This window comes from Psychroserpens sp. BH13MA-6, assembly GCF_052983595.1.
In genome coordinates this window covers 102,260-122,457 of the sequence record NZ_JBRJGE010000004.1, presented here as the reverse complement: position 1 = coordinate 122,457, position 20,198 = coordinate 102,260, and the positions used below count along the sequence as shown (strand labels likewise).

Genomic DNA, 20,198 nt, shown 5'->3' with positions numbered 1-20,198 from the left:
GGTTATCGATTTAGCAATAAAACAGTTGTCGTAATGATTCCAAGTACTGATACGAGGGTCTGTACCGTTTCTCGACCGTTGTTCCCAAAGCCCCACGTTTTTTGTTTGATGGGTTTTACATAAATGATATCGTTGGGCTGAATGTAGTAATACGGAGAATTCAAGACCTCTCGATCGGTCAAATCTAAAGCATGTATTTGCTGCCCTTGCGGATATTGCCTGATAATCTGTACTTCTTTCATATTACCTGTTGTAGGAATGTCCCCTGCATTGGCAATCGCTTCAAATATATTGACCCGTTCTTTAAAGATAATTTTTGTTCCTGGACTTCCTATTTCACCACTAGCCGTATAACTTAAACCAGCCAACTTCACGGTTACAAAAATATTGGCGGTCGTTTTAAATTGCTCATCCAATAATTTGGTCTCAATCATTTTCTCTATCTCCTCTGTAGTATATCCCAAAACATTTATTTCTCCTAAGGTTGGGATTCTAATATTTCCGTGTACATCCACGGTAAACCCATCAAAATAAGCACGCTCAGCACTACTGGCATTTAAATTTTCATCACCTGCCGGATTTAAGATGGATACGGTCTCTTGGTCTAAAGCCTTCACTCTTACGTTTAAAATGTCATTTATTTGAACACGATAAGGTTTTTGTTGCTCCACCATCACCTGAGTAGAATCTGTTGCTGTGTTTTTATTCTGGAGATACACAATATCTTTATGTGGGATACAGGAAGTAGATATGATACATAGCAATAATCCTGTGAGCAATACTAGTCTCTTCATTGTAACGTTGCTTGTTGCTTCACAAATATAGCTTATCACTATTAATATCAAAACTATTCATCATTTTTTTGAGCGTCTCCTAACCTTCTTTAAATTTAATATCGCTTACTTTGTAAAAAAATTGTTTTGAATTACCTCACTGTAGAGAACATATCAAAATCTTATGGCGAACTAGAGCTCTTCAGAGATCTCTCCTTTAGTATTCATAAAGATGACAAAATTGCCTTTGTAGCAAAAAATGGGAGTGGCAAAACTTCGATTCTGAATATTTTATCTGGTGATGACACACCCGATTCAGGACAAGTGATTATGCGCAACGGATTGCGTGTGTCTTTTTTATCCCAGTCACCAAAGTTCGATCCCAATCTTACATTAAATCAGACTATTTTTAACTCGGAATCACCGCAGTTAAAAATTATAGAAAATTATGAAAGAGCCCTTCAAAATCCTGAAGATACAGAAGCCTATCAAAAGGCCTTTGAGCAAATGGACATTCATAATGCTTGGGAATTTGAATTACAATTTAAACAGATACTTTCACAATTAAAACTAGACAACCTCGAGCAGAAAATCAACACCATGTCTGGAGGGCAGCTCAAACGTTTGGCCTTAGCCGAAGCACTCATAAGCAATCCTGATTTATTAGTTCTCGATGAACCTACCAACCACTTGGACCTAGAAATGATTGAGTGGTTAGAACAGTATTTTGCCAAAGCGCAGTTAACGTTGTTCATGGTGACACACGACCGGTATTTTTTAGAGCGTGTTTGTAATGAAATCATTGAGTTGGACCATGGCAAACTCTACACCTATAAAGGGAATTACTCCTATTATCTTGAAAATAAAGAAGCGCGTATTGCCCAAGACGAGGTAGAAACCAATAAGGCGAAACAGTTATTTAAGAAAGAACTAGACTGGATGCGTCGTCAACCTAAAGCGCGTACCACAAAATCTAAATCTCGAATTGACGATTTTTCAGAGATTAAAAAACGGGCACACCAGCGTCGTAAAGATCATCAAGTGCAGCTAGAAATTAATATGGAACGCTTGGGAAGTAAGATTGTAGAATTCCATAATGTGTCGAAAGCCTTCAAAGACAAGGTTATTTTAGATGGTTTTGAGTATGTTTTTAAACGTGGTGAACGTATCGGAATTATAGGAAAGAACGGCACAGGGAAAACCACCTTCCTCAATATGCTTACCCGTAGCTTAGAGCCGGATACCGGAAAAATAATCATTGGTGATACGGTGAAATTTGGATATTACACGCAAGGTGGAATCTCTGTGAAGCCCGAACAAAAAGTCATTGATGTGATCAAGGCTTTCGGTGAATTTATACCCTTAACTAAAGGGCGACAAATTAGCGCGAAACAATTGCTGGAACGTTTTTTATTTGATGGTAAAAAGCAACATGATTATGTAGAAAAATTAAGTGGTGGTGAACAAAAGCGACTTTATCTCTGTACGGTATTGATCCAAAACCCAAATTTTCTGATTTTAGATGAACCTACCAACGATTTGGATATTGTAACCTTGAACGTTCTCGAGGAATTCCTACTTGATTTTCCTGGCTGCTTGCTCGTTGTTTCTCACGACCGTTACTTTATGGACAAGATTGTGGATCACTTGTTTGTATTTAAAGGCAAAGGCGAGGTACAAGATTTTCCTGGCAACTATTCCGATTATCGCGACTATGCCTCTAATTTACCTAGCGAAACAACGCCTGAAGTTCCCACCGACATTTCAGAGGAAAAAGAAGCGCAAAACAAGGCACAAAAATTGTCTTATAACGAACAAAAAGAATACAAAAATTTGGAGAGTAAGATTCGTTCTTTAGAGTTGGACAAAAAAGCATTGGAGGAAAAGTTCACAGATACGTCGTTAACTCAAGATGCCATTAACGACCTCTCCTTAAAGTTGCAAAAAATTATCGATGAGATTGAAACGAAGGAACTTCGTTGGTTTGAATTATCGGAAAAGTTTGAATCCTAAACATGTTTCAAATTTTAGAATACATAACATTTTTATTCAAATCTTCCAATCAACATGGTGTGCATTCGCCTTTTGTCTATGACCTAGTCACTCAATGTTTCTATGACAAAACCAATTATCCTGACTATCAACAATTAAAAGCTTACCGAAGTAGCTTACTAAAAAATAAACAACGCATCCATATTACTGATTTCGGTTCGGGTTCCAGAGTGTTCAAATCTAACGAAAGACAAGTTGCCCATATGGCTAAAACGTCTGGAACCACACTAAAACGCGCTCAGCTTCTTTACAGACTCGTTCGTTATTTCGAACCGAATACCTCCTTAGAATTAGGTACCAACTTAGGCATTGGAACACAAGCTATGGCTTTGGGATCTCAACAGAACCAGGTGACTACTATAGAAGGTTGCCCGAACACGGCTGCCCTAGCAGAACACTATTTAAAACAATTTCAAACACCTAATGTCACCATCAACATGGGCACCTTTGAAGCCGTTCTCCAGCAACTCGACCATAGCGTTTTCGACCTGATTTTTGTGGATGGTCATCACGATAAAGAGGCGACACTTTCCTATTTTGAGCTTTTGCTCAATCATGTTCATAATGATTCCGTAGTCATCTTCGACGATATTCATTGGTCCAAAGACATGGTATCTGCATGGGAATGCATCAAACAACACCCAAAAGTCTCCGTAACGGTAGACAGCTTTTTCTGGGGTTTTGTTTTTTTCAGAAAAGAACAGGCTAAGGAAAATTTCATTATTAGATTGTAACACCAAGCACGATTTAGCGTCATATTGTTTATATTGCATTCACATCAATTAAACCCAACGTTGTAATGAGTAACGTCATTGAAATTAGAGACATCATTCGTGATTTTCAACTCGGACAAGAGACCGTCCATGTATTAAAAGGTATTGATTTAGATATCGAAAAAGGCGATTATGTGGCCATTATGGGACCTTCAGGCTCAGGAAAATCGACGCTCATGAACCTTCTGGGTTGTTTAGACACACCAACGGCTGGGACCTATGTACTCAACGGCCAAGATGTGAGTCAAATGAGTGATGACGAGTTGGCTGAAATTCGAAATACTGAAATTGGCTTTGTGTTTCAAACCTTTAATTTATTACCTAGAACAACCGCTTTAGATAATGTGGCTCTACCGATGGTTTACGCTGGCAAATCTAAATCTGAACGTAATGAACGTGCTGCTGAGGTACTCACCGATGTAGGATTAGCAGACCGTATGGATCACAAACCTAATCAGCTTTCAGGAGGGCAACGACAGCGTGTTGCGGTAGGTCGCGCATTGGTGAATCGACCGTCCATTATTCTCGCTGATGAGCCTACAGGAAATTTGGATTCCAAAACTGGGCATGAGATTATGGCTTTATTTGATGCCATTCACAAAGCTGGAAACACGGTGATTATGGTCACCCATGAAGAAGATATTGCAGCGCATGCGAGTCGCGTCATTAGACTTCGAGATGGTATCATTGAAAGTGATACCAGAAATTAAAGAAATTATGTTACTTTACATCATCCTTATCGTATTGATTTTGGCCTTTGTGGGTGGTGTGCTTAAATCTAAAAGATCGCATTACAAAGACCGATACGAGCGTAAAAAAAATCGGCGCACACTAAATTAGCAGCTATGATTTATATCATTGGTATTTTAGCGTTTCTGTATATGCTTATTCGTCTTTTATCCAAACGGCAACAACGGCATAGACATTTGAAGCGCAAACGCTCCATGTTTGACAAGAGCCGATTCGATCGGTAATTAATTTTACGATTCTTTTTCACTTTTAAATGCTAAGACGTAACTTGCGTCTATGAAGATTTACACCAAAACAGGAGATAAAGGAACCACAGCCTTATTTGGAGGCACCAGAGTTCCGAAGCACCATATCCGTATTGATAGCTACGGAACCGTAGATGAACTCAATTCCCATATCGGACTGATTAGAGACCAGGACATAAATGTCCATTACAAGGACATCCTCATCAATATTCAAGATAAATTATTCACAGTTGGTGCCATATTGGCTACCGATCCAGAGAAAGCGACGCTGAAGAATGGTAAGGAGCGACTTAATATCCCTAAAATTTCCGATGACGATATTGCCCTTTTGGAACAGGAAATGGATCGTATGAATGAGGAATTACCACCCATGACACATTTTGTGCTACCTGGAGGCCATCAAACTGTGTCATTCTGTCACATTGCACGCTGTGTCTGCCGTAGAGCGGAACGATTGGCGAGTGCTCTCAATGATTTGGAACCCTTTCAACCCGAAAGCTTAGTCTATCTCAACCGACTTTCTGACTACCTGTTTGTATTGGCACGGAAATTGACTTATGACTTGCAAGCCGAAGAAGTAAAATGGATTCCGAAAAAAGAATCCTAAAGTACCACTTTGCGGAATAAGTTATCAGTTCTACTTGGCTTAAAATCAGTTAAAATTAAACGTTCTTTAAATTATTTTTTAATTAATTCATTTTTTTCTTGACTTTATGAACTATAATTTTATTTTTGCAAAAAAATAAACCTATAACAAATGTATTGGACATTAGAATTAGCATCCTATTTAAGTGATGCACCTTGGCCAGCAACGAAAGACGAATTAATTGACTACGCTATTAGAACAGGAGCTCCTCTGGAAGTTGTTGAAAATCTACAAGCGATAGAAGACGAAGGCGACTCTTACGATTCCATCGAAGAAATCTGGTCTGATTACCCGACCGATGAAGATTATCTCTGGAACGAAGATGAATATTAAATTGTACTGTAATACCATTACAGCAAATACAAAATAAACGTTAAAAAGTCTCATCAAGAGACTTTTTTTGTGCCTAATCTTCGTTAGAAACTAACACAAATCTTATCTTTGATATGGCAAATTTCGAAGATAAAACACGCTTTACAGCGTTCTAAATAACATAAATAAACACCAATGAGTTTTTTAAATTCAGTATTAAAAGTATTTGTAGGAGACAAAGCCAAACAAGATGTGAAGGCGCTATCTCCTATTGTAGAAAAAGTAAAGGCCTTTGAAAGTGCCTTGGAGCAGTTGTCGCATGATGAACTAAGAGCAAAAACTGACGAATTCAGACAAAAAATCGCTGAGGCCAGGCAGCCTCTAAAAGAAAAAATAGATCAATTACTATTAGATGCCGAAGCAACCGACGATATTGACCATCGCGAGGACATTTATCTTGAGATTGACAAAATAGAAGATGAGGTTTACGAAGCTACTGAAGCCGTTCTTAATGATATCATGGCGGAAGCTTTTGCCGTGGTAAAAGAAACGGCGAAGCGTTTTGTTCATAACACGGAAATAACTGTAACGGCAAATGAGTTCGACCGTATGGTTTCTGGTGGAAAAGACTACGTGACCTTACAGGACGATAAAGCTGTTTGGTCAAATTCTTGGGATGCGGCTGGGAAGCCAATTACTTGGGATATGATTCATTATGATGTTCAGCTTATTGGTGGTGCGGCGATGCACCAAGGAAAAATTGCTGAAATGCAAACTGGTGAAGGTAAGACCTTAGTAGCCACATTGCCTGTCTATTTAAATGCCTTGGCAGGAAAAGGTGTGCATCTCGTCACTGTAAATGATTACTTAGCAAAACGTGATAGTGCCTGGATGGCGCCAATTTTTGAGTTCCATGGCATGAGTGTCGATTGTATTGACTATCACCAACCCAATTCAGAAGCACGTCGTAAAGCATATAAAGCTGATATCACCTACGGAACAAACAACGAGTTTGGTTTTGATTACCTAAGGGATAATATGGCGCATTCGCCAGATGATTTAGTCCAGCGTCCGCACCACTATGCGATTGTGGATGAGGTCGATTCCGTTTTAGTTGATGATGCACGAACACCTTTGATTATCTCCGGACCTATTCCTCAAGGTGATCGTCACGAATTTGTTGAATTAAAACCAAAGGTTGACGATATTGTTAGTGTACAACGCAAGTATTTGACAGGTGTTTTAGCAGAAGCTAAAAAATTAATTGCCGAAGGCGACACCAAAGAAGGTGGCTTCCAATTGTTGCGTGTTTATAGAGGTATGCCAAAGAATAAGGCATTAATCAAGTTCTTGAGTGAAGAAGGCGTTAAACAATTGCTTCAGAAAACTGAAAACTTCTACATGCAAGATAATAATAGAGAGATGCCAAAAATTGATGCAGAACTTTATTATGTCATTGAAGAAAAAAATAATCAAGTTGAACTCACCGATAAAGGTGTCGATTACCTTTCTGGTAAAGACCAACCTGATTTCTTTGTGATGCCAGAAATTGGTGTGGAAATAGCTAAAATTGAGTCACAAGGCTTATCCAAAGAAGAAGAAGCTGAAGCCAAAGAAGAATTGTTTAGAGATTTCGGTATCAAATCGGAACGTATCCATACCTTAAATCAATTATTAAAAGCTTACGCTTTATTTGAAAAAGACATTCAATATGTCGTGATGGATAATAAAGTGATGATTGTAGATGAGCAAACGGGTCGTATTATGGATGGACGTCGTTATAGCGATGGTCTGCACCAAGCGATAGAAGCCAAGGAAAATGTAAAAATTGAAGATGCCACGCAAACCTTTGCTACAGTGACGCTTCAGAATTATTTCAGAATGTATCGCAAACTCTCTGGTATGACAGGTACAGCAGTTACAGAAGCTGGTGAGTTTTGGGAAATTTACAAATTGGATGTGGTTGAAATTCCAACCAACAGACCTATCGCACGTGATGACAGAGAGGATTTGGTGTATAAGACCAAACGTGAAAAATACAATGCGGTTATTGACGAAGTGACCAAATTATCACAAGCTGGCAGACCAGTTCTTATTGGTACAACATCTGTAGAAATTTCAGAATTGCTCGGAAAAATGTTGAGTATTCGCAAAGTACCGCATAATGTACTGAACGCGAAATTACATAAGAAAGAGGCTGATATTGTTGCTGAAGCTGGACAACCAGGACAGGTAACTATTGCCACAAACATGGCAGGTCGTGGTACAGATATTAAACTAACGGATGCCGTAAAAGAAGCTGGTGGTTTAGCCATCGTTGGTACAGAACGCCATGATTCACGTCGTGTTGACAGACAGTTACGTGGTCGTGCTGGTCGTCAAGGAGATCCAGGTAGTTCACAGTTTTATGTGTCATTGGAAGATAACTTGATGCGTCTTTTTGGTAGTGAACGTATTGCTAAGATGATGGATAAAATGGGTCTTCAGGAAGGTGAAGTAATTCAGCATTCTATGATTTCCAAGTCCATTGAGCGTGCTCAGAAAAAAGTTGAAGAAAACCAGTTTGGTGTTCGTAAGCGATTATTAGAATATGATGATGTGATGAACGCACAACGTGAAGTGGTTTACAAACGTCGTCGTCATGCCTTACATGGAGAGCGTTTACGTGTAGATTTAGCCAACATGATTTATGACACTTCGGAAGGTATTGCTACGACAAATAAAGAGGCGAGCGATTATAAGAATTTCGAATTTGAATTGATTCGTTACTTCTCTATGAGTTCTCCAATTTCCGAAGCGGAATTCGATAAGTTATCTACTCAAGACATTGCAGGTAAAGTTTACAAAGCGGCATTTGAACATTACAAAGAAAAAATGCGTCGCAATGCTGAATTGGCATTTCCGGTTATTGAAAGTGTGTATGAAAATCAACGTGATAAGTACAAAAGAATCGTGGTGCCATTTACGGATGGTGTCAAAAGTCTTCAGGTTGTAACCGATTTAGAAAAAGCTTACGAATCGAAAGGCACACAGTTGATCAACGATTTTGAGAAAAATATCACCTTGGCTATTGTGGATGATGCTTGGAAAACCCATTTGAGAAAAATGGACGAATTAAAGCAGTCGGTGCAATTAGCCGTTCACGAACAAAAAGATCCTTTATTGATTTATAAGTTTGAGGCCTTTGAATTATTCAAAGAAATGATTGACCAAGTGAATAAAGATGTGATTTCTTTCCTATTTAAGGGCGAGTTACCAACGGAAACACAAGATACAATTAGAGAAGCTAAAGCTAGAAAGCGAGAAAAGCTTCAAACGCAAAAGGATGAAATCCCGAATATGGATGAGCGTGCGGCTCAAAGTCGAGCAGCAGGTCAAAATACACAGCGTCAACCAGAGGTTGTGGAAACGATTGTTCGTGATAAACCAAAAATTGGACGTAATGATCGTGTCACCATTAAACATGTGATGAGTGGTGAAAATAAAGTGGTTAAATACAAACAAGCAGAACCCTTAATTGCAAAAGGCGAATGGGTTTTGATTGAAGATTAAATTCATTACTACCTATATAAAAGTAGCCCAAGTTGTTAAACGACTTGGGTTTTTTATGTTTTAAGACGCAGCAGTAAGTTTGGATCAGGACAATTGTTTTTATAAAACGCCAAATTAATTTTAGAGCAAACACCAGGATAATCCCCATCATGGTCTTGTAAATCTTTTATGATTTGAAAATGCAAATGTGGTGCATAATCACCATTCACGCTGGCGTCACCTAACGTCGCTATTTGTGCTCCTTGTTGAAATTGTTGTCCCACACTTAAACCTTGGATAGAAGCCAAACTCAAATGGCCGTATAAGGTGTAAAATTCCATACTATCAATCTTGTGCTTCAAAATAATCGTGGGTCCATAATCACCGTAATTGGTATTATTTTTAAAGCTGTGAACCTCGCCATTTAATGGTGCGTAAACTGGTGATTCCTCAGCTAGCCATAAATCGAGACCCAAATGGATATTGCGCTCAGTTTGCGGATTGGCGTTCTTAAAATAACGGCTACGTTGGTAGATATTACGGGTTTCCAAATAGCCGCCATAAGCAACGGTTGCCTGATGTTTTTGTTTATGCTCATTGATATAAGCCTCTAAAATTTCCGAAGAAGACACATCTAAAGCTGCCAATTCGGAATTCGACTGAGACAAATCCAATGGAACAAATTCAGATTCGGGAATAGAAGGCTCCAAAACACCAGCTTTAGGTAATGAATTTAAAACAGCTTCCAGTGACTCTCTAACCATAGTGTTTACTCTTGAAATTTATAGGCAATTTCCAAGGCTTCTACTTTGTCTTGAGCATATTGCAGCGTGCTATCCATTTCTATGCACTTTCGGTAATTCTTCAAGGCGTTTAACGTATCCCCATTTCTAACCAAAGCATCGGCATAGCTATCGTAAGTATTGGCGGAATTTGGGAATTCTTTGGTGTTTAGTTTAAATATGGCAAGTGCATCATCGATTCGATTTTCATTAAGCAATTGATATCCCAATTGATTAAGATCCTCCTCAAAATCCTCGTAATGTAATGTGTCTGTTTTTACTTGGTGATAATGTGAAATGGCTTTGTTTACATCTTCTTTAAAAATAAGTTTCGCCATCTCGTTATGAATTCGATTCTTAGGTAATTCATAGTTACCTCCTGCTCTTATAGTTGCAATACCGGTTAAAATATCACTGTAATAATTAGTGGTGTTGTTTGTTAACATAATAAAACCGCTTTTAGTTTCCACTTCATTGAATAAGAATGTTCCAAAGCCAACCCATCCACCTGAATGAAAAACGGTTTGCGGTTTCGAGGTGTCATCTTCAATAAACCAACCAAAACCGTATTCTGTAACTTCACCATTATTCAAAGTTCCAGGTGTCCAAGCTTCATCTAAATAGTCTTTTGAAATAATGGTGTGATTCACTAATGCCATATTCCATTTATACAAATCGTCAAGGGTGGAATAAATACCTCCATCACCTCTCACATCATTGACAATATCGTAATCGTTTAGTTCTAAATCTTCTTGATTTAGTTTTTTTCTATAGCCAAACACGCGATTAGGCATATTTGGGTCTGCTTGCTGTTGATACTTGTATAGTGTGGTATTTGTCATCCCTAAAGGCTCTGTTATTTGCTCCTTTAGAAATGTTCTAAAATGTTGTCCTGATACTTTTTCTACGATGGATGCTAGCACCATATAACCTGTGTTGCTATACTCCCATTTGTCACCAGGTTGAAAATCAAGTGGTGGATCTACCCGATAAAATTCTTTAAGAATTTCGTCATTGCCTAATATATAAGTTTTAGTCGTGTCTGATTTTACAAAATTTTCAGCAATTAAACGCTCGTAATCAGTGAGACCAGATGTGTGATATAATAGGTGACGAATGGTGATATTATCATATGGAAAATCGGTTAGAATGGTTTGTACATTCTGATCGTAATCTAATTTTTCGGCTTCTTTTAGCTTCATAATCGCCATTCCCGTAAACTGTTTGCTAACGGATGCTAACCTGAACTGATCGTCTAGACTTAAAGAATCTATAGGATTGATGGATCGTAATCCTCGTGAGCTTTTAAAAATAACTTTACCTTGATCATAAACTAGGATATTTCCAGTCGCAATTCCTAAACTATCCATATCACTGATAAAATGAGCATAAGTATCGGTGATTTCATTTGCTGAGATAGTGGCTTTGGTATCGCTTTTACATGAAAAAAAGCATGCCGAAATAAGACATACTAGTGCAAGTTGTTTGAAGGATGACATACGATTTAGTTTAAGTAGTTCTATGTCATAAATGTAATCTTTTAATTCTTAAGTACCACATCACTAAATTTAGCATTCAGGACAATGGTTTTTCCAGAGCTCAAATTATTTGGCGTGTGATCGATGGTTTTTTGAGTCGTTAATTCATTATTTAACTTTGAGCGATTGCCTTTAAAATAAACACTACAAGCGGTATTTGGTAACTTAATCACTGCTTCACTATTTTCCAATATGATATTTAAATGTGTGAACGTTTCTGCAATATTGGCTATGGATAGATCTCCAAAACTACCATCAATAATGGCATTATCAGTCAGGTTATCTATGTACATATCTGAAGAGTTACTATTGAGTCTCAAACGCTCAACAGTTTTCAGATGTGCCTCTTCGACATATTTCAAATGAAGTTCACCATCACTCCATAACGTCACATTCACTGGTGAATAAGACACATTGATGGAAGTCTCACTTCCATCAATGTGATTAGCTACTAAAGTCGCATGCGATATATCGGCTTTTAGGTTATTAATGACCGAAGACATCTTTAATTCACCATGTCTTACATTCAAATTCAATTTAGCGCCTTTAGGCATTTTGATCTTTATGGTTTTTTTCACCTTATCTCCGCGAAGTTCTAAACGCTTGACATTATGCTCACGACGTTTTTCATGTACTTTTTGGCGTTCTTCCATACGTTTAGCAATTTCCTCTTGGCGCTTAACTATTTCCTTATCGCGCTTAGCCATTTGCTTATCACGTTCTGCTATATGTTTTTCACGTTCTGCCAATCGTAACTCCATCACCTTAGCTCGTTCTTCCATTTGCTTACCGTATTTTTCGCCCCAAGCTTCCATCTTTTTGGACCACTCACCATCAAACCTTTCAGCAAACTCATCGCCCCAAGCCTCCATTTTTTTACTGTATTCTTCGCCAAATTGCTTACCGAATTTTTCACCCCAAGCTTCCATTTTTCGCTCATAGGCCGTAAAATCCATTTTCGCCATTTCACGTGCCCATTTTTTCATTTTCTCTTTGTATTCGGCACCGTACTTTTGCTCATAGTCTTTGCTCCATTTTTCCAAATAAGCTTCACCGCCTTTTTTATAAGCTTCTGTGTCAAAGCTCACGTTATTAACACCTTCAGGCAGTTCAGGAAGTTCCGGCATCTCTGGCATCTCTGGCATTTCCATACGTGCTATTTCAGGCATTTCAGGCATTTCTGGCATCTCTGGCATGTCCCCTAAATCCAAATCATGAATAATCATCATGGGTTCGAAATCCAATTCGATATTACCCAATTGGTCTTCCCATGAACCATGTAAACCGCCTTCTGAAGAAATACTTACCCGACTTCCTGAGCCTTCAACTTTTAAACGCCAGTCTTTCAAGGCCTTTTCAAGTGCTTCTTGAGACAATTTCTCACCTTCAATATAGGCTTCAACTTCTAAGGTTTTCTTATTCCAAGTGTCAATTTCAATTTGCACAAAACTGGTATTTAAATCGATGTTCACATCTTTGGTCACATCTATGCTCTTGGACAACTTGGTTAATTTCTGCTGAGCAGCAACACTCAAAGTGACGCCAAAAAGCATGACTACTACTAATTTTAATTTTGTTTTCATTGGTTTAATGTGTTTACTCTAATCACTGGTGATAATACTATGATGTCATAGTGAATCCAGATCATTTTTGTTTATACTTTGCTGGCTTCTTCTGAAGCGTTTAAATCATGTAATTGTTCTTTAAGACGATATAATAAGTTCAATCGAAGTTTGAGATTATCAATCAGTGCGCTTACGGTCAATTCATTTGGACCGTTTTCGGTAAGCTCTAACGACAATTTCTTGTATTCTTGATTCAATTCTCCCAATCGGATGACATACCCATCAAATAGCTCTTTATTATCTGGTGTCAATTTCACTTTAGACAATTCCAAATTAATATGCGCTAGATAATAATCTTCAACCTTTTTTAAGTCGGGAGAAATATCTCCCAAAGATTTGAGCTGTTGCTCCTTCACATGACTATCTGTATCTGCAATGCTTTCAGTGCTATCTCCAACAGGCTTCTGAAAAACATGATAGATCCCATATCCCAAACCTAATAGCAATAGGAAACTTGCCGCTATTTGCCACATTTGGAACCGCCATCCCACAGGTTTAGCTATTGGAATGGCCTGGTCTAATTTATTAAGAAACCGCTCTTCATGGCCTTCAGTCATGTGCAATGTGGATTGCTTGTCTTTTTCTTTGAATAAGTCTCTAAGATCTTGTGCCATTTTTTATGGGTATTAATAGTTCTTTTAATTTCGATTTACCTCTTGATAACTGTGTCCTAGAAGCGACCTCAGTGATATTTAATATGTCTGAGATTTCTTGATGATCGTATCCTTCCACCAAATAAAGCATCACAACATAGCGATATTTATCTGGCAATCGTTCAATCGCCTCCTTTACTGCGTGCACGGTTATCGTGTCATCTACCAACCATTCGTTGTCATAGTCATCATCAACTACTTTGAGGTGCACCTCGTCTAATTCTTGCAAATGCTGTTTCTTAGACTTTAAGCAATCGATGGCTTTATTAACAACGATACGTTTTAACCAAGCTCCAAAAGTGACCTCAGCGCGATACTGATTGAGTTTTGCAAAGGCTTTTATAAAGGCTTCCTGTACGATATCTTCAGCTTCCATGGAATCCTTGACAAAACGCATAGCTACCGTATACATCCCATCGCAATATTGGTTGTATAATTTTAGCTGAGCAGTTCGATCATTCTGCTTGCATTGCTCAATAATGTCTATTTGAACGGTATTCAAATGTCTTTTGGTTTGGTTGTGTTCATTATAAAGACGACACAAAAAAGGAAGTGTTGCAAAAAATAAACGATTTTCATAAATTAATAAGAAAAATTGATATCTCACCGTTATTAATTTAGCTTTTCATTTATCTTTGAATTTAAATTAGTTACAATTTTATTGCTATGAACACGTTTTTAAAACGCCTACTGATTGTACTCACCGTGGTTGCTGTTGGCCTATTTCTTTACTCCTATTTTGTTGAAGATATTTTTTCAAAACGATTAAGCCCTAAGGATACCGTAGAGTTTAAACTCAACGATTTGGAGCTAGAAGTCTTTTACAATAGACCCTTTAAAAAAAATCGAGAAATCTTCGGAGCTTTAGTGCCTTACGAAAAGGTCTGGAGAACAGGTGCGAATGAAGCGACAACATTTGAAACTAATAAAAACTTATTGATCAAAGGACTCTATCTTCCTAAAGGAAAATATACCTTATGGACGGTTCCTGGTGACTCTTCTTGGAATGTGATTTTTAATACCAAACAATATAAATGGGGTGTTGATGAAGAAATGCAACCGATGTGGGATCCTAACTATGATTTATTGGAAATTGATGTTCCTGTAGAACAACTTGATACTGTTGTTGAGCAATTCACCATAGCATTTGATAACACGACAGATAACCTTAAACTGACCATGGCTTGGGATAACATAAAAATTGCTGTACCTTTAAATGTAGTAAAAGACAAAAACTAGAAGCACTTGTCTAAGCGATCAAAATCTTCAGCCATACATGAAAATGAAGGGGTTTCTCCATCAGATATCACCAACACGGCTTCTATTCAAAATATTAAAAACAAACGCAAGTCTCAACCTGATTCAAAAACTTTAGTTTCAGACATCTTAAAAGGTAATATTACAGCGCTAAGCAGAGCGATTACACTTATAGAAAGTGCCAATCCGAAACACCAAGAAAAAGCCAACGAGATTATCAATAAGTGTTTAGCACATGCCAATCAATCGGTGCGTATTGGGATTACGGGTGTTCCTGGCGTTGGTAAAAGCACCTTTATAGAAGCTTTGGGCTTACATTTAACCAACATGGATAGAAAAGTGGCTGTCTTGGCTGTAGATCCAAGTAGCAGTTTAAGTAAAGGCAGTATTTTAGGTGACAAAACTCGCATGGAGGATTTAGTTAAAAGCGATAGTGCCTTTATTAGGCCTTCTCCTTCCGGCACCTCCTTAGGTGGTGTTGCCAGAAAAACACGTGAGACTATTATTTTGTGCGAAGCTGCAGGATTTGACACCATAATTATTGAAACTGTCGGTGTTGGTCAAAGTGAAACAGCCGTGCACAGTATGGTAGATTTCTTTTTATTACTTAAAATTGCAGGTGCTGGTGACGAATTACAAGGTATTAAACGTGGCATTATTGAAATGGCAGATACGATTGCCATCAACAAAGCAGATGGCGACAATCTTAAAGCTGCCAAATTAGCCAAAGTAGAATTTAATAGAGCGTTACATCTGTATCCTGAAAAAGATTCAAAATGGCAACCTAAAGTAGTGCTTTGTAGCGCTTTGGAACGACATGGGATTTCAGACATATGGGAAGTAATTTCGTCTTATATCGAACATACAAAAACGACCAACTATTTTGAAAGCCATCGTAGGGAACAGAATAAGTTTTGGTTACTTCAAACCATCGAAGAGCGATTGAAGTCGGATTTTTTCAATAAACCCATCATTAAATCAGAACTCAACAAGCAATTGTCTCTCATTGAAAAAGGTCAAACAACTCCCTTTATGGCTGCAGATTATTTGTTGCAATTACCCTAAATAAAAGATTAAAAATTTTCCTTGTACCATTCCACCTGCTTTTCTACCGCTTGCAATAAGGTGGTTTGAGGATTATAATTTAGCAATTTTCTCGCCTTATCTATGTTCGCTTTGGTTCGATTTTGATCTCCAGGACGTTTTGGAATGACGTTAATTGCGATAGACCTTCCTAGTACCTTTTCAACCGCTTCGATCCCTTCTTGAGTGGTGTGTTCTACTTCGGTACCTAAATTAATGATCTCGCCATTGACTTTTTCTTCATTGCCAATGACACTCACAATACCATCAACGATATCACCAACATAGGTAAAGCTCCGTAGGTGTTTGTCGCTCCCTTCAAACAATGGAAACGCCTTTCCTTCCAATCCTAAGGCAATAAGCTTGGTATACATTTTCTCAGGACGCTCTCTTGGCCCAATCACAGAATATAGTCGTAATGAGCAAGCCTTCATTTGCTGTTCTCTGCTCTTTTGAAGTACCAACTGTTCCGCAGCTAATTTGGTCACACCGTAATAAGACGCTGGTTTTGGAGCTACATCTTCTGGAAAGGTTGCTTCTAATCCGTAAATTGATGATGTCCCAATATTGACAAATAATTTTAAGTCGCCACAAGACAAGGCAAAATCTACCAAATTCTTTGTTGCGATCACGTTATTTGAAAAATAATCTTCAAAAGTAGAAGTTTGTGAAATACCTGGTTGTGCCGCAAAATGAATGATGTACTCTATATCGTTTGGTAAGCTATCGACGAAGCTAGCATCGCGTAAATCCAGATTTAAAACTTCGATACCCTTATCTGTCAAAGCTTTAGCGTTTAACTGTTTCAATGCTAAACTGTAGTAGTCATTAAAATTATCTAATGCGATGACCTGATGTCCCAGACCATGCAAACGTTCAGCAGTGTGAGAGCCAATAAAACCGACAGCGCCAGTAATGAGTATTTTCATTGATAAAATTTGAATTCAAAAATAACAATTTTTAAATCAAACACATTAACCGAAAAGCGGATAAAAGAATATTTTTGTCTTAACATTGTTAAATCATGACATACCAATTTACCATTATCGTACCGATTTTTAATGAAGAGGACAACTTAGTTCGATTAGGTAAAGCATTGAATGCGTATGTAAATATCGCGAGCTTAACAACCAAAATAGTTTTAATTAACGACGGATCCACAGACCATAGTCAACAGTTCATTGAACAGCTTTGTTCCGAATATGCGCATTTTGAATTTCTTGAATTTAGTAGTAATCAAGGTTTAAGTACGGCATTGAAAGCTGGTTTTGATTATTGTAGCAGTGAACTTATAGGTTATATCGATGCTGATTTACAAACCGCACCTGAAGATTTTGAATTGTTACTGCCGTATCTTTCCACTTACGATTTAGTGACGGGAATACGTGTTGACAGGCATGATGGACTTATCAAAAATTGGTCTTCCAAAATTGCCAACGCCATCCGAAGATTCTTTACTCAAGATGGTATGGATGATACCGGTTGCCCTCTAAAAGTCATCAAAACTGACCATGCTAAAAACATTCCAATGTTTAAGGGATTACACCGTTTTCTTCCTGCCATGATTTTACTTCAAAATGGCACCATCAAGCAAGTCCCTGTGCGACATTTTCCAAGAACAGCTGGAAACTCTAAATTTGGTTTTAGAAATCGGCTTCTAGCATCTTTAAGTGATTGTTTTGCCTACGCATGGATGAAACGAAAAAGCATTCATTACGACATCAAGAACAAAAGCAGATAGGTAGTTAACGTAACTGAAATCGCGATTGCAGGTATTTATCTAATTTATAAAATCCTAATCCTGAAAGTCCGCCAAACAACATGCCACTTAGTACATCCAATGGATAATGCGCTCCTACATAAATGCGACTATATCCCATGGCAAAAGCCCAAATAATTAAAAGGAAAATAAGATACTTGAATTTACTTCTCAACATCAATCCAACAAAAATGGCCAATGCCATAGAATTGCTGGAATGCCCAGAAAAATAACCAAACTTTCCGCCACAGTGAGATCGCACTAATCGCATATATTCTGCCACACCGTCTTCATAACAAGGTCGAAACCGACCAATGCCCGATTTGAATAAATTTGTCACTTGGTCTGTGAAAGATATCATGAGAGCAACCACTACTAATGTTAGAACAAACATTTTTGTGTTCAGTCGCTTATACATGAGATATCCCAAAACGGCGTAAAATGGAATCCAATTTAACTTGTATGTGTATGCTAGCCAGAATCCATCCCAATTCGGATTCCCTAACCCATTTAAAAATAAAAATAACTCTTGATCGTATTTAACTAATTCTTCTAACATTATTCGTCATATCTAGCCACTTCCCGATCATAAAAATCGGTTGCTGCCTGTATTAAGTTTTCGGCTTCTTTTTCAATTTCTTTTTGATCATGCTCATCAAATTCTTCAAACCACTCCACCTCATCATCTTCCAAATTGATTATAAATCTAGGAAAATCTGTATGAATCACAAAGATGGCATTAGGATGATCCGTGTTATCGCCGAGAATAAATTTTGGTAGTTCCATGTTTGTTTAGTGCTTAGTATTTGACAAAATTAACTTTTTCGTTAGATAATCAAATCTTATATATAATAATATTGCAGCCGTAGTTAAGCCAGCCAATAGACCCAACCAAATACCAAAACTGCCATAGGCATCAGACTTTCCTAAAAAATAACTCACAGGAAATCCTATGAGCCAATAAGAGATAAAGGTGATGATTGTGGGAATTTTTACGTCTTGCAAGCCTCTTAATGCGCCTAATACCACCACTTGAATACTATCACTTATTTGAAAAATAGCTGCAGCTATCATTAATTTGGCAGCGATGGAAACCACTTCGGTATTGTCTAATAAATTTTTGGAGTCGTCAAAATCGACATACAATTTTGGCAGCTCATTATGAAATATAAAGAATATAGCTCCAAAACAAATGGCTAATAAAATCGCTAATAAAAACAAAGAAAATGCGATCCGTCTTAATTCAAAATATTGGTGCAACCCCTTTTGATTTCCTACCCTAATCATAGAAGCCACACTTAAACCCATAGCCACCATAAATGTCATGGATGATAAGTTTAAAGCGATTTGATTCGCTGCTTGAGGATTCTTGCCTAATAAACCACTTAACCAAATTGCTGCTGTAAAAATAGCGACTTCAAAAAACATTTGCATTGCACTCGGCGTTCCAAGTCCTATAATCTTTTTCAGCATTAATTTATCAAGAATAAAGAATTTAATTTGCGTTACAAATGCCTTGGATTTCTCTTTCTTAGTCAATAACCACCACAGATGTGCTACCATTACAAATCGTGAAACTAAGGTTCCGTAGGCAGCACCTACAATGCCTAATTCAGGACATCCAAATTTTCCAAAAATCAGCATATAGTTGAGAACAACATTAAAGATATTGGCCAAAATTGTGGCATACATTGGGTATCTGGTCATTGATAAACCATCACTAAATTGTTTGAATGCCTGAAAAACAATGAGCGGAATGAGCGAAAATGCCACTAGGTTTAAATAGGGCAATGCCAATTCTACTACTTCTACTGGCTGCTTCATGACATATAATAATGGTTTCGCGACGAATACCGATAAGAACAAAAGGATGCCCAATACCGTACAAAGAAATAACCCGTGTTTGAAAGAGGACTTGCCATTAGCGAAATGATGCGCCGAATCAGCCTCTGCTACTAATGGTGTTATCGCTGTAGAAAAACCAATCCCTATCGACATGGCAATAAACATAAAGCTATTACCTAAGGACACTGCAGCTAATTCTGCTGTTCCTAATTGACCCACCATAATATTATCGATAAAACTCACAAAAGTGTGTCCCAACATTCCCAAGATGACAGGAGCTGCCAACTTGAAATTATAATTAAATTCTTTGGTAAATTGTGATAGCATCAACGGGAATTAGTATTGAGAATTCAAAGTTAATTGATTTCTATGGCCTGCAAAATACGCGCTACGACTTTCCTTAAAATAAAATTCAATGATTTGATTATTAAAAAGTTATAAACGTTAATTGTTAATAAGTTACCTAATTAAAACAATTGTAACATAGACTATTCTCTTATTTTTATAGCCATAAATACCATATTGTAGTAGGTTTGGTATTTGGGGTAGAAACTTTTTTAGCTATTATTTTAGA

19 protein-coding genes are annotated in these 20,198 nt (G+C 37.7%); 9 read left to right on the top strand and 10 right to left on the bottom strand.

Annotated elements, in window-relative coordinates; translation table 11 throughout:
• Nucleotides 1-2: 2 nt before the first annotated feature.
• Entirely contained in the window at nucleotides 3-794 is a 792-nt protein-coding gene (locus ACU8DI_RS09635) for a polysaccharide biosynthesis/export family protein (protein WP_447112562.1), read from the bottom strand.
• Nucleotides 795-920: 126 nt separating this feature from the next.
• Between ACU8DI_RS09635 and ACU8DI_RS09630 the strand changes: the two genes are divergently transcribed.
• The 6 genes from ACU8DI_RS09630 (at nucleotide 921) to secA (ending at nucleotide 9,103) form a co-directional block, all read left to right on the top strand.
• Nucleotides 921-2,786 carry an ABC-F family ATP-binding cassette domain-containing protein gene (locus tag ACU8DI_RS09630; RefSeq protein WP_447112561.1) on the top strand — a complete coding sequence of 622 codons (1,866 nt, stop codon included), beginning with the start codon at nucleotides 921-923 and terminating at the stop codon, nucleotides 2,784-2,786.
• Between the two features lie 2 nt (nucleotides 2,787-2,788).
• Entirely contained in the window at nucleotides 2,789-3,559 is a 771-nt protein-coding gene (locus tag ACU8DI_RS09625; RefSeq protein ID WP_447112560.1) for an O-methyltransferase, read from the top strand.
• A 65-nt stretch (nucleotides 3,560-3,624) separates the two neighbouring features.
• Complete coding sequence (locus ACU8DI_RS09620; RefSeq protein ID WP_447112559.1) at nucleotides 3,625-4,308, top strand: ABC transporter ATP-binding protein; 684 nt, start codon at nucleotides 3,625-3,627, stop codon at nucleotides 4,306-4,308.
• Nucleotides 4,309-4,624: 316 nt separating this feature from the next.
• Nucleotides 4,625-5,200, top strand: a complete 576-nt coding sequence (locus ACU8DI_RS09615) for a cob(I)yrinic acid a,c-diamide adenosyltransferase (protein ID WP_447112558.1) — start codon at nucleotides 4,625-4,627, stop codon at nucleotides 5,198-5,200.
• Nucleotides 5,201-5,350: 150 nt separating this feature from the next.
• Nucleotides 5,351-5,572, top strand: a complete 222-nt coding sequence (locus ACU8DI_RS09610; RefSeq protein WP_010177336.1) for a DUF2795 domain-containing protein — start codon at nucleotides 5,351-5,353, stop codon at nucleotides 5,570-5,572.
• A gap of 174 nt (nucleotides 5,573-5,746) precedes the next feature.
• Nucleotides 5,747-9,103 carry a preprotein translocase subunit SecA gene (gene secA / locus ACU8DI_RS09605; RefSeq protein ID WP_447112557.1) on the top strand — a complete coding sequence of 1,119 codons (3,357 nt, stop codon included), beginning with the start codon at nucleotides 5,747-5,749 and terminating at the stop codon, nucleotides 9,101-9,103.
• Nucleotides 9,104-9,156: 53 nt separating this feature from the next.
• On the opposite strand, the gene ACU8DI_RS09600 is transcribed toward secA, so the two are convergent.
• The 5 genes from ACU8DI_RS09600 to ACU8DI_RS09580 all read right to left on the bottom strand — a co-directional run bounded on the left by ACU8DI_RS09600 (nucleotide 9,157) and on the right by ACU8DI_RS09580 (nucleotide 14,182).
• Nucleotides 9,157-9,846 (bottom strand): peptidoglycan DD-metalloendopeptidase family protein, encoded by a 690-nt coding sequence (locus tag ACU8DI_RS09600; RefSeq protein ID WP_447112556.1) that lies wholly within the window; start codon nucleotides 9,844-9,846, stop codon nucleotides 9,157-9,159.
• 5 nt (nucleotides 9,847-9,851) lie between these two features.
• Nucleotides 9,852-11,363, bottom strand: coding sequence for a serine hydrolase (locus ACU8DI_RS09595; RefSeq protein WP_447112555.1), 1,512 nt, complete (start codon nucleotides 11,361-11,363; stop codon nucleotides 9,852-9,854).
• 41 nt (nucleotides 11,364-11,404) lie between these two features.
• The gene (locus ACU8DI_RS09590; protein ID WP_447112554.1) at nucleotides 11,405-12,985 is read right to left on the bottom strand and encodes a hypothetical protein; all 1,581 of its coding nucleotides are present in this window, start codon (nucleotides 12,983-12,985) and stop codon (nucleotides 11,405-11,407) included.
• 71 nt (nucleotides 12,986-13,056) lie between these two features.
• Nucleotides 13,057-13,641, bottom strand: a complete 585-nt coding sequence (locus ACU8DI_RS09585) for a hypothetical protein (protein ID WP_447112553.1) — start codon at nucleotides 13,639-13,641, stop codon at nucleotides 13,057-13,059.
• The gene (locus tag ACU8DI_RS09580; protein ID WP_447112552.1) at nucleotides 13,625-14,182 is read right to left on the bottom strand and encodes an RNA polymerase sigma factor; all 558 of its coding nucleotides are present in this window, start codon (nucleotides 14,180-14,182) and stop codon (nucleotides 13,625-13,627) included. The genes ACU8DI_RS09585 and ACU8DI_RS09580 overlap by 17 nt, the downstream gene beginning before the upstream one ends.
• A gap of 164 nt (nucleotides 14,183-14,346) precedes the next feature.
• On the opposite strand from ACU8DI_RS09580, the gene ACU8DI_RS09575 reads away from it, so the two are divergent.
• Both ACU8DI_RS09575 and meaB read left to right on the top strand, forming a co-directional pair.
• Nucleotides 14,347-14,919 carry a DUF2911 domain-containing protein gene (locus tag ACU8DI_RS09575; RefSeq protein ID WP_447112551.1) on the top strand — a complete coding sequence of 191 codons (573 nt, stop codon included), beginning with the start codon at nucleotides 14,347-14,349 and terminating at the stop codon, nucleotides 14,917-14,919.
• Between the two features lie 6 nt (nucleotides 14,920-14,925).
• Nucleotides 14,926-16,002 (top strand): methylmalonyl Co-A mutase-associated GTPase MeaB, encoded by a 1,077-nt coding sequence (gene meaB, locus ACU8DI_RS09570; protein ID WP_447112550.1) that lies wholly within the window; start codon nucleotides 14,926-14,928, stop codon nucleotides 16,000-16,002.
• 8 nt (nucleotides 16,003-16,010) lie between these two features.
• On the opposite strand, the gene ACU8DI_RS09565 is transcribed toward meaB, so the two are convergent.
• On the bottom strand, nucleotides 16,011-16,949 hold the full coding sequence (locus ACU8DI_RS09565) for an NAD-dependent epimerase/dehydratase family protein (protein ID WP_447112549.1): 939 nt from the start codon (nucleotides 16,947-16,949) through the stop codon (nucleotides 16,011-16,013).
• Nucleotides 16,950-17,044: 95 nt separating this feature from the next.
• Between ACU8DI_RS09565 and ACU8DI_RS09560 the strand changes: the two genes are divergently transcribed.
• The gene (locus ACU8DI_RS09560; protein ID WP_447112548.1) at nucleotides 17,045-17,761 is read left to right on the top strand and encodes a glycosyltransferase; all 717 of its coding nucleotides are present in this window, start codon (nucleotides 17,045-17,047) and stop codon (nucleotides 17,759-17,761) included.
• Between the two features lie 4 nt (nucleotides 17,762-17,765).
• On the opposite strand, the gene ACU8DI_RS09555 is transcribed toward ACU8DI_RS09560, so the two are convergent.
• From ACU8DI_RS09555 to ACU8DI_RS09545, 3 genes are read right to left on the bottom strand one after another with little or no spacing between them, the layout of a single operon-like run.
• Nucleotides 17,766-18,338 carry a phosphatase PAP2 family protein gene (locus tag ACU8DI_RS09555; RefSeq protein WP_447112547.1) on the bottom strand — a complete coding sequence of 191 codons (573 nt, stop codon included), beginning with the start codon at nucleotides 18,336-18,338 and terminating at the stop codon, nucleotides 17,766-17,768.
• Complete coding sequence (locus ACU8DI_RS09550; RefSeq protein ID WP_447112546.1) at nucleotides 18,338-18,565, bottom strand: hypothetical protein; 228 nt, start codon at nucleotides 18,563-18,565, stop codon at nucleotides 18,338-18,340. The genes ACU8DI_RS09555 and ACU8DI_RS09550 overlap by 1 nt, the downstream gene beginning before the upstream one ends.
• Nucleotides 18,566-18,571: 6 nt before the next feature.
• Nucleotides 18,572-19,954: an MATE family efflux transporter gene (locus ACU8DI_RS09545; protein WP_447112545.1), complete on the bottom strand. Its 1,383-nt coding sequence runs from the start codon at nucleotides 19,952-19,954 to the stop codon at nucleotides 18,572-18,574.
• Nucleotides 19,955-20,198 lie beyond the last annotated feature (244 nt).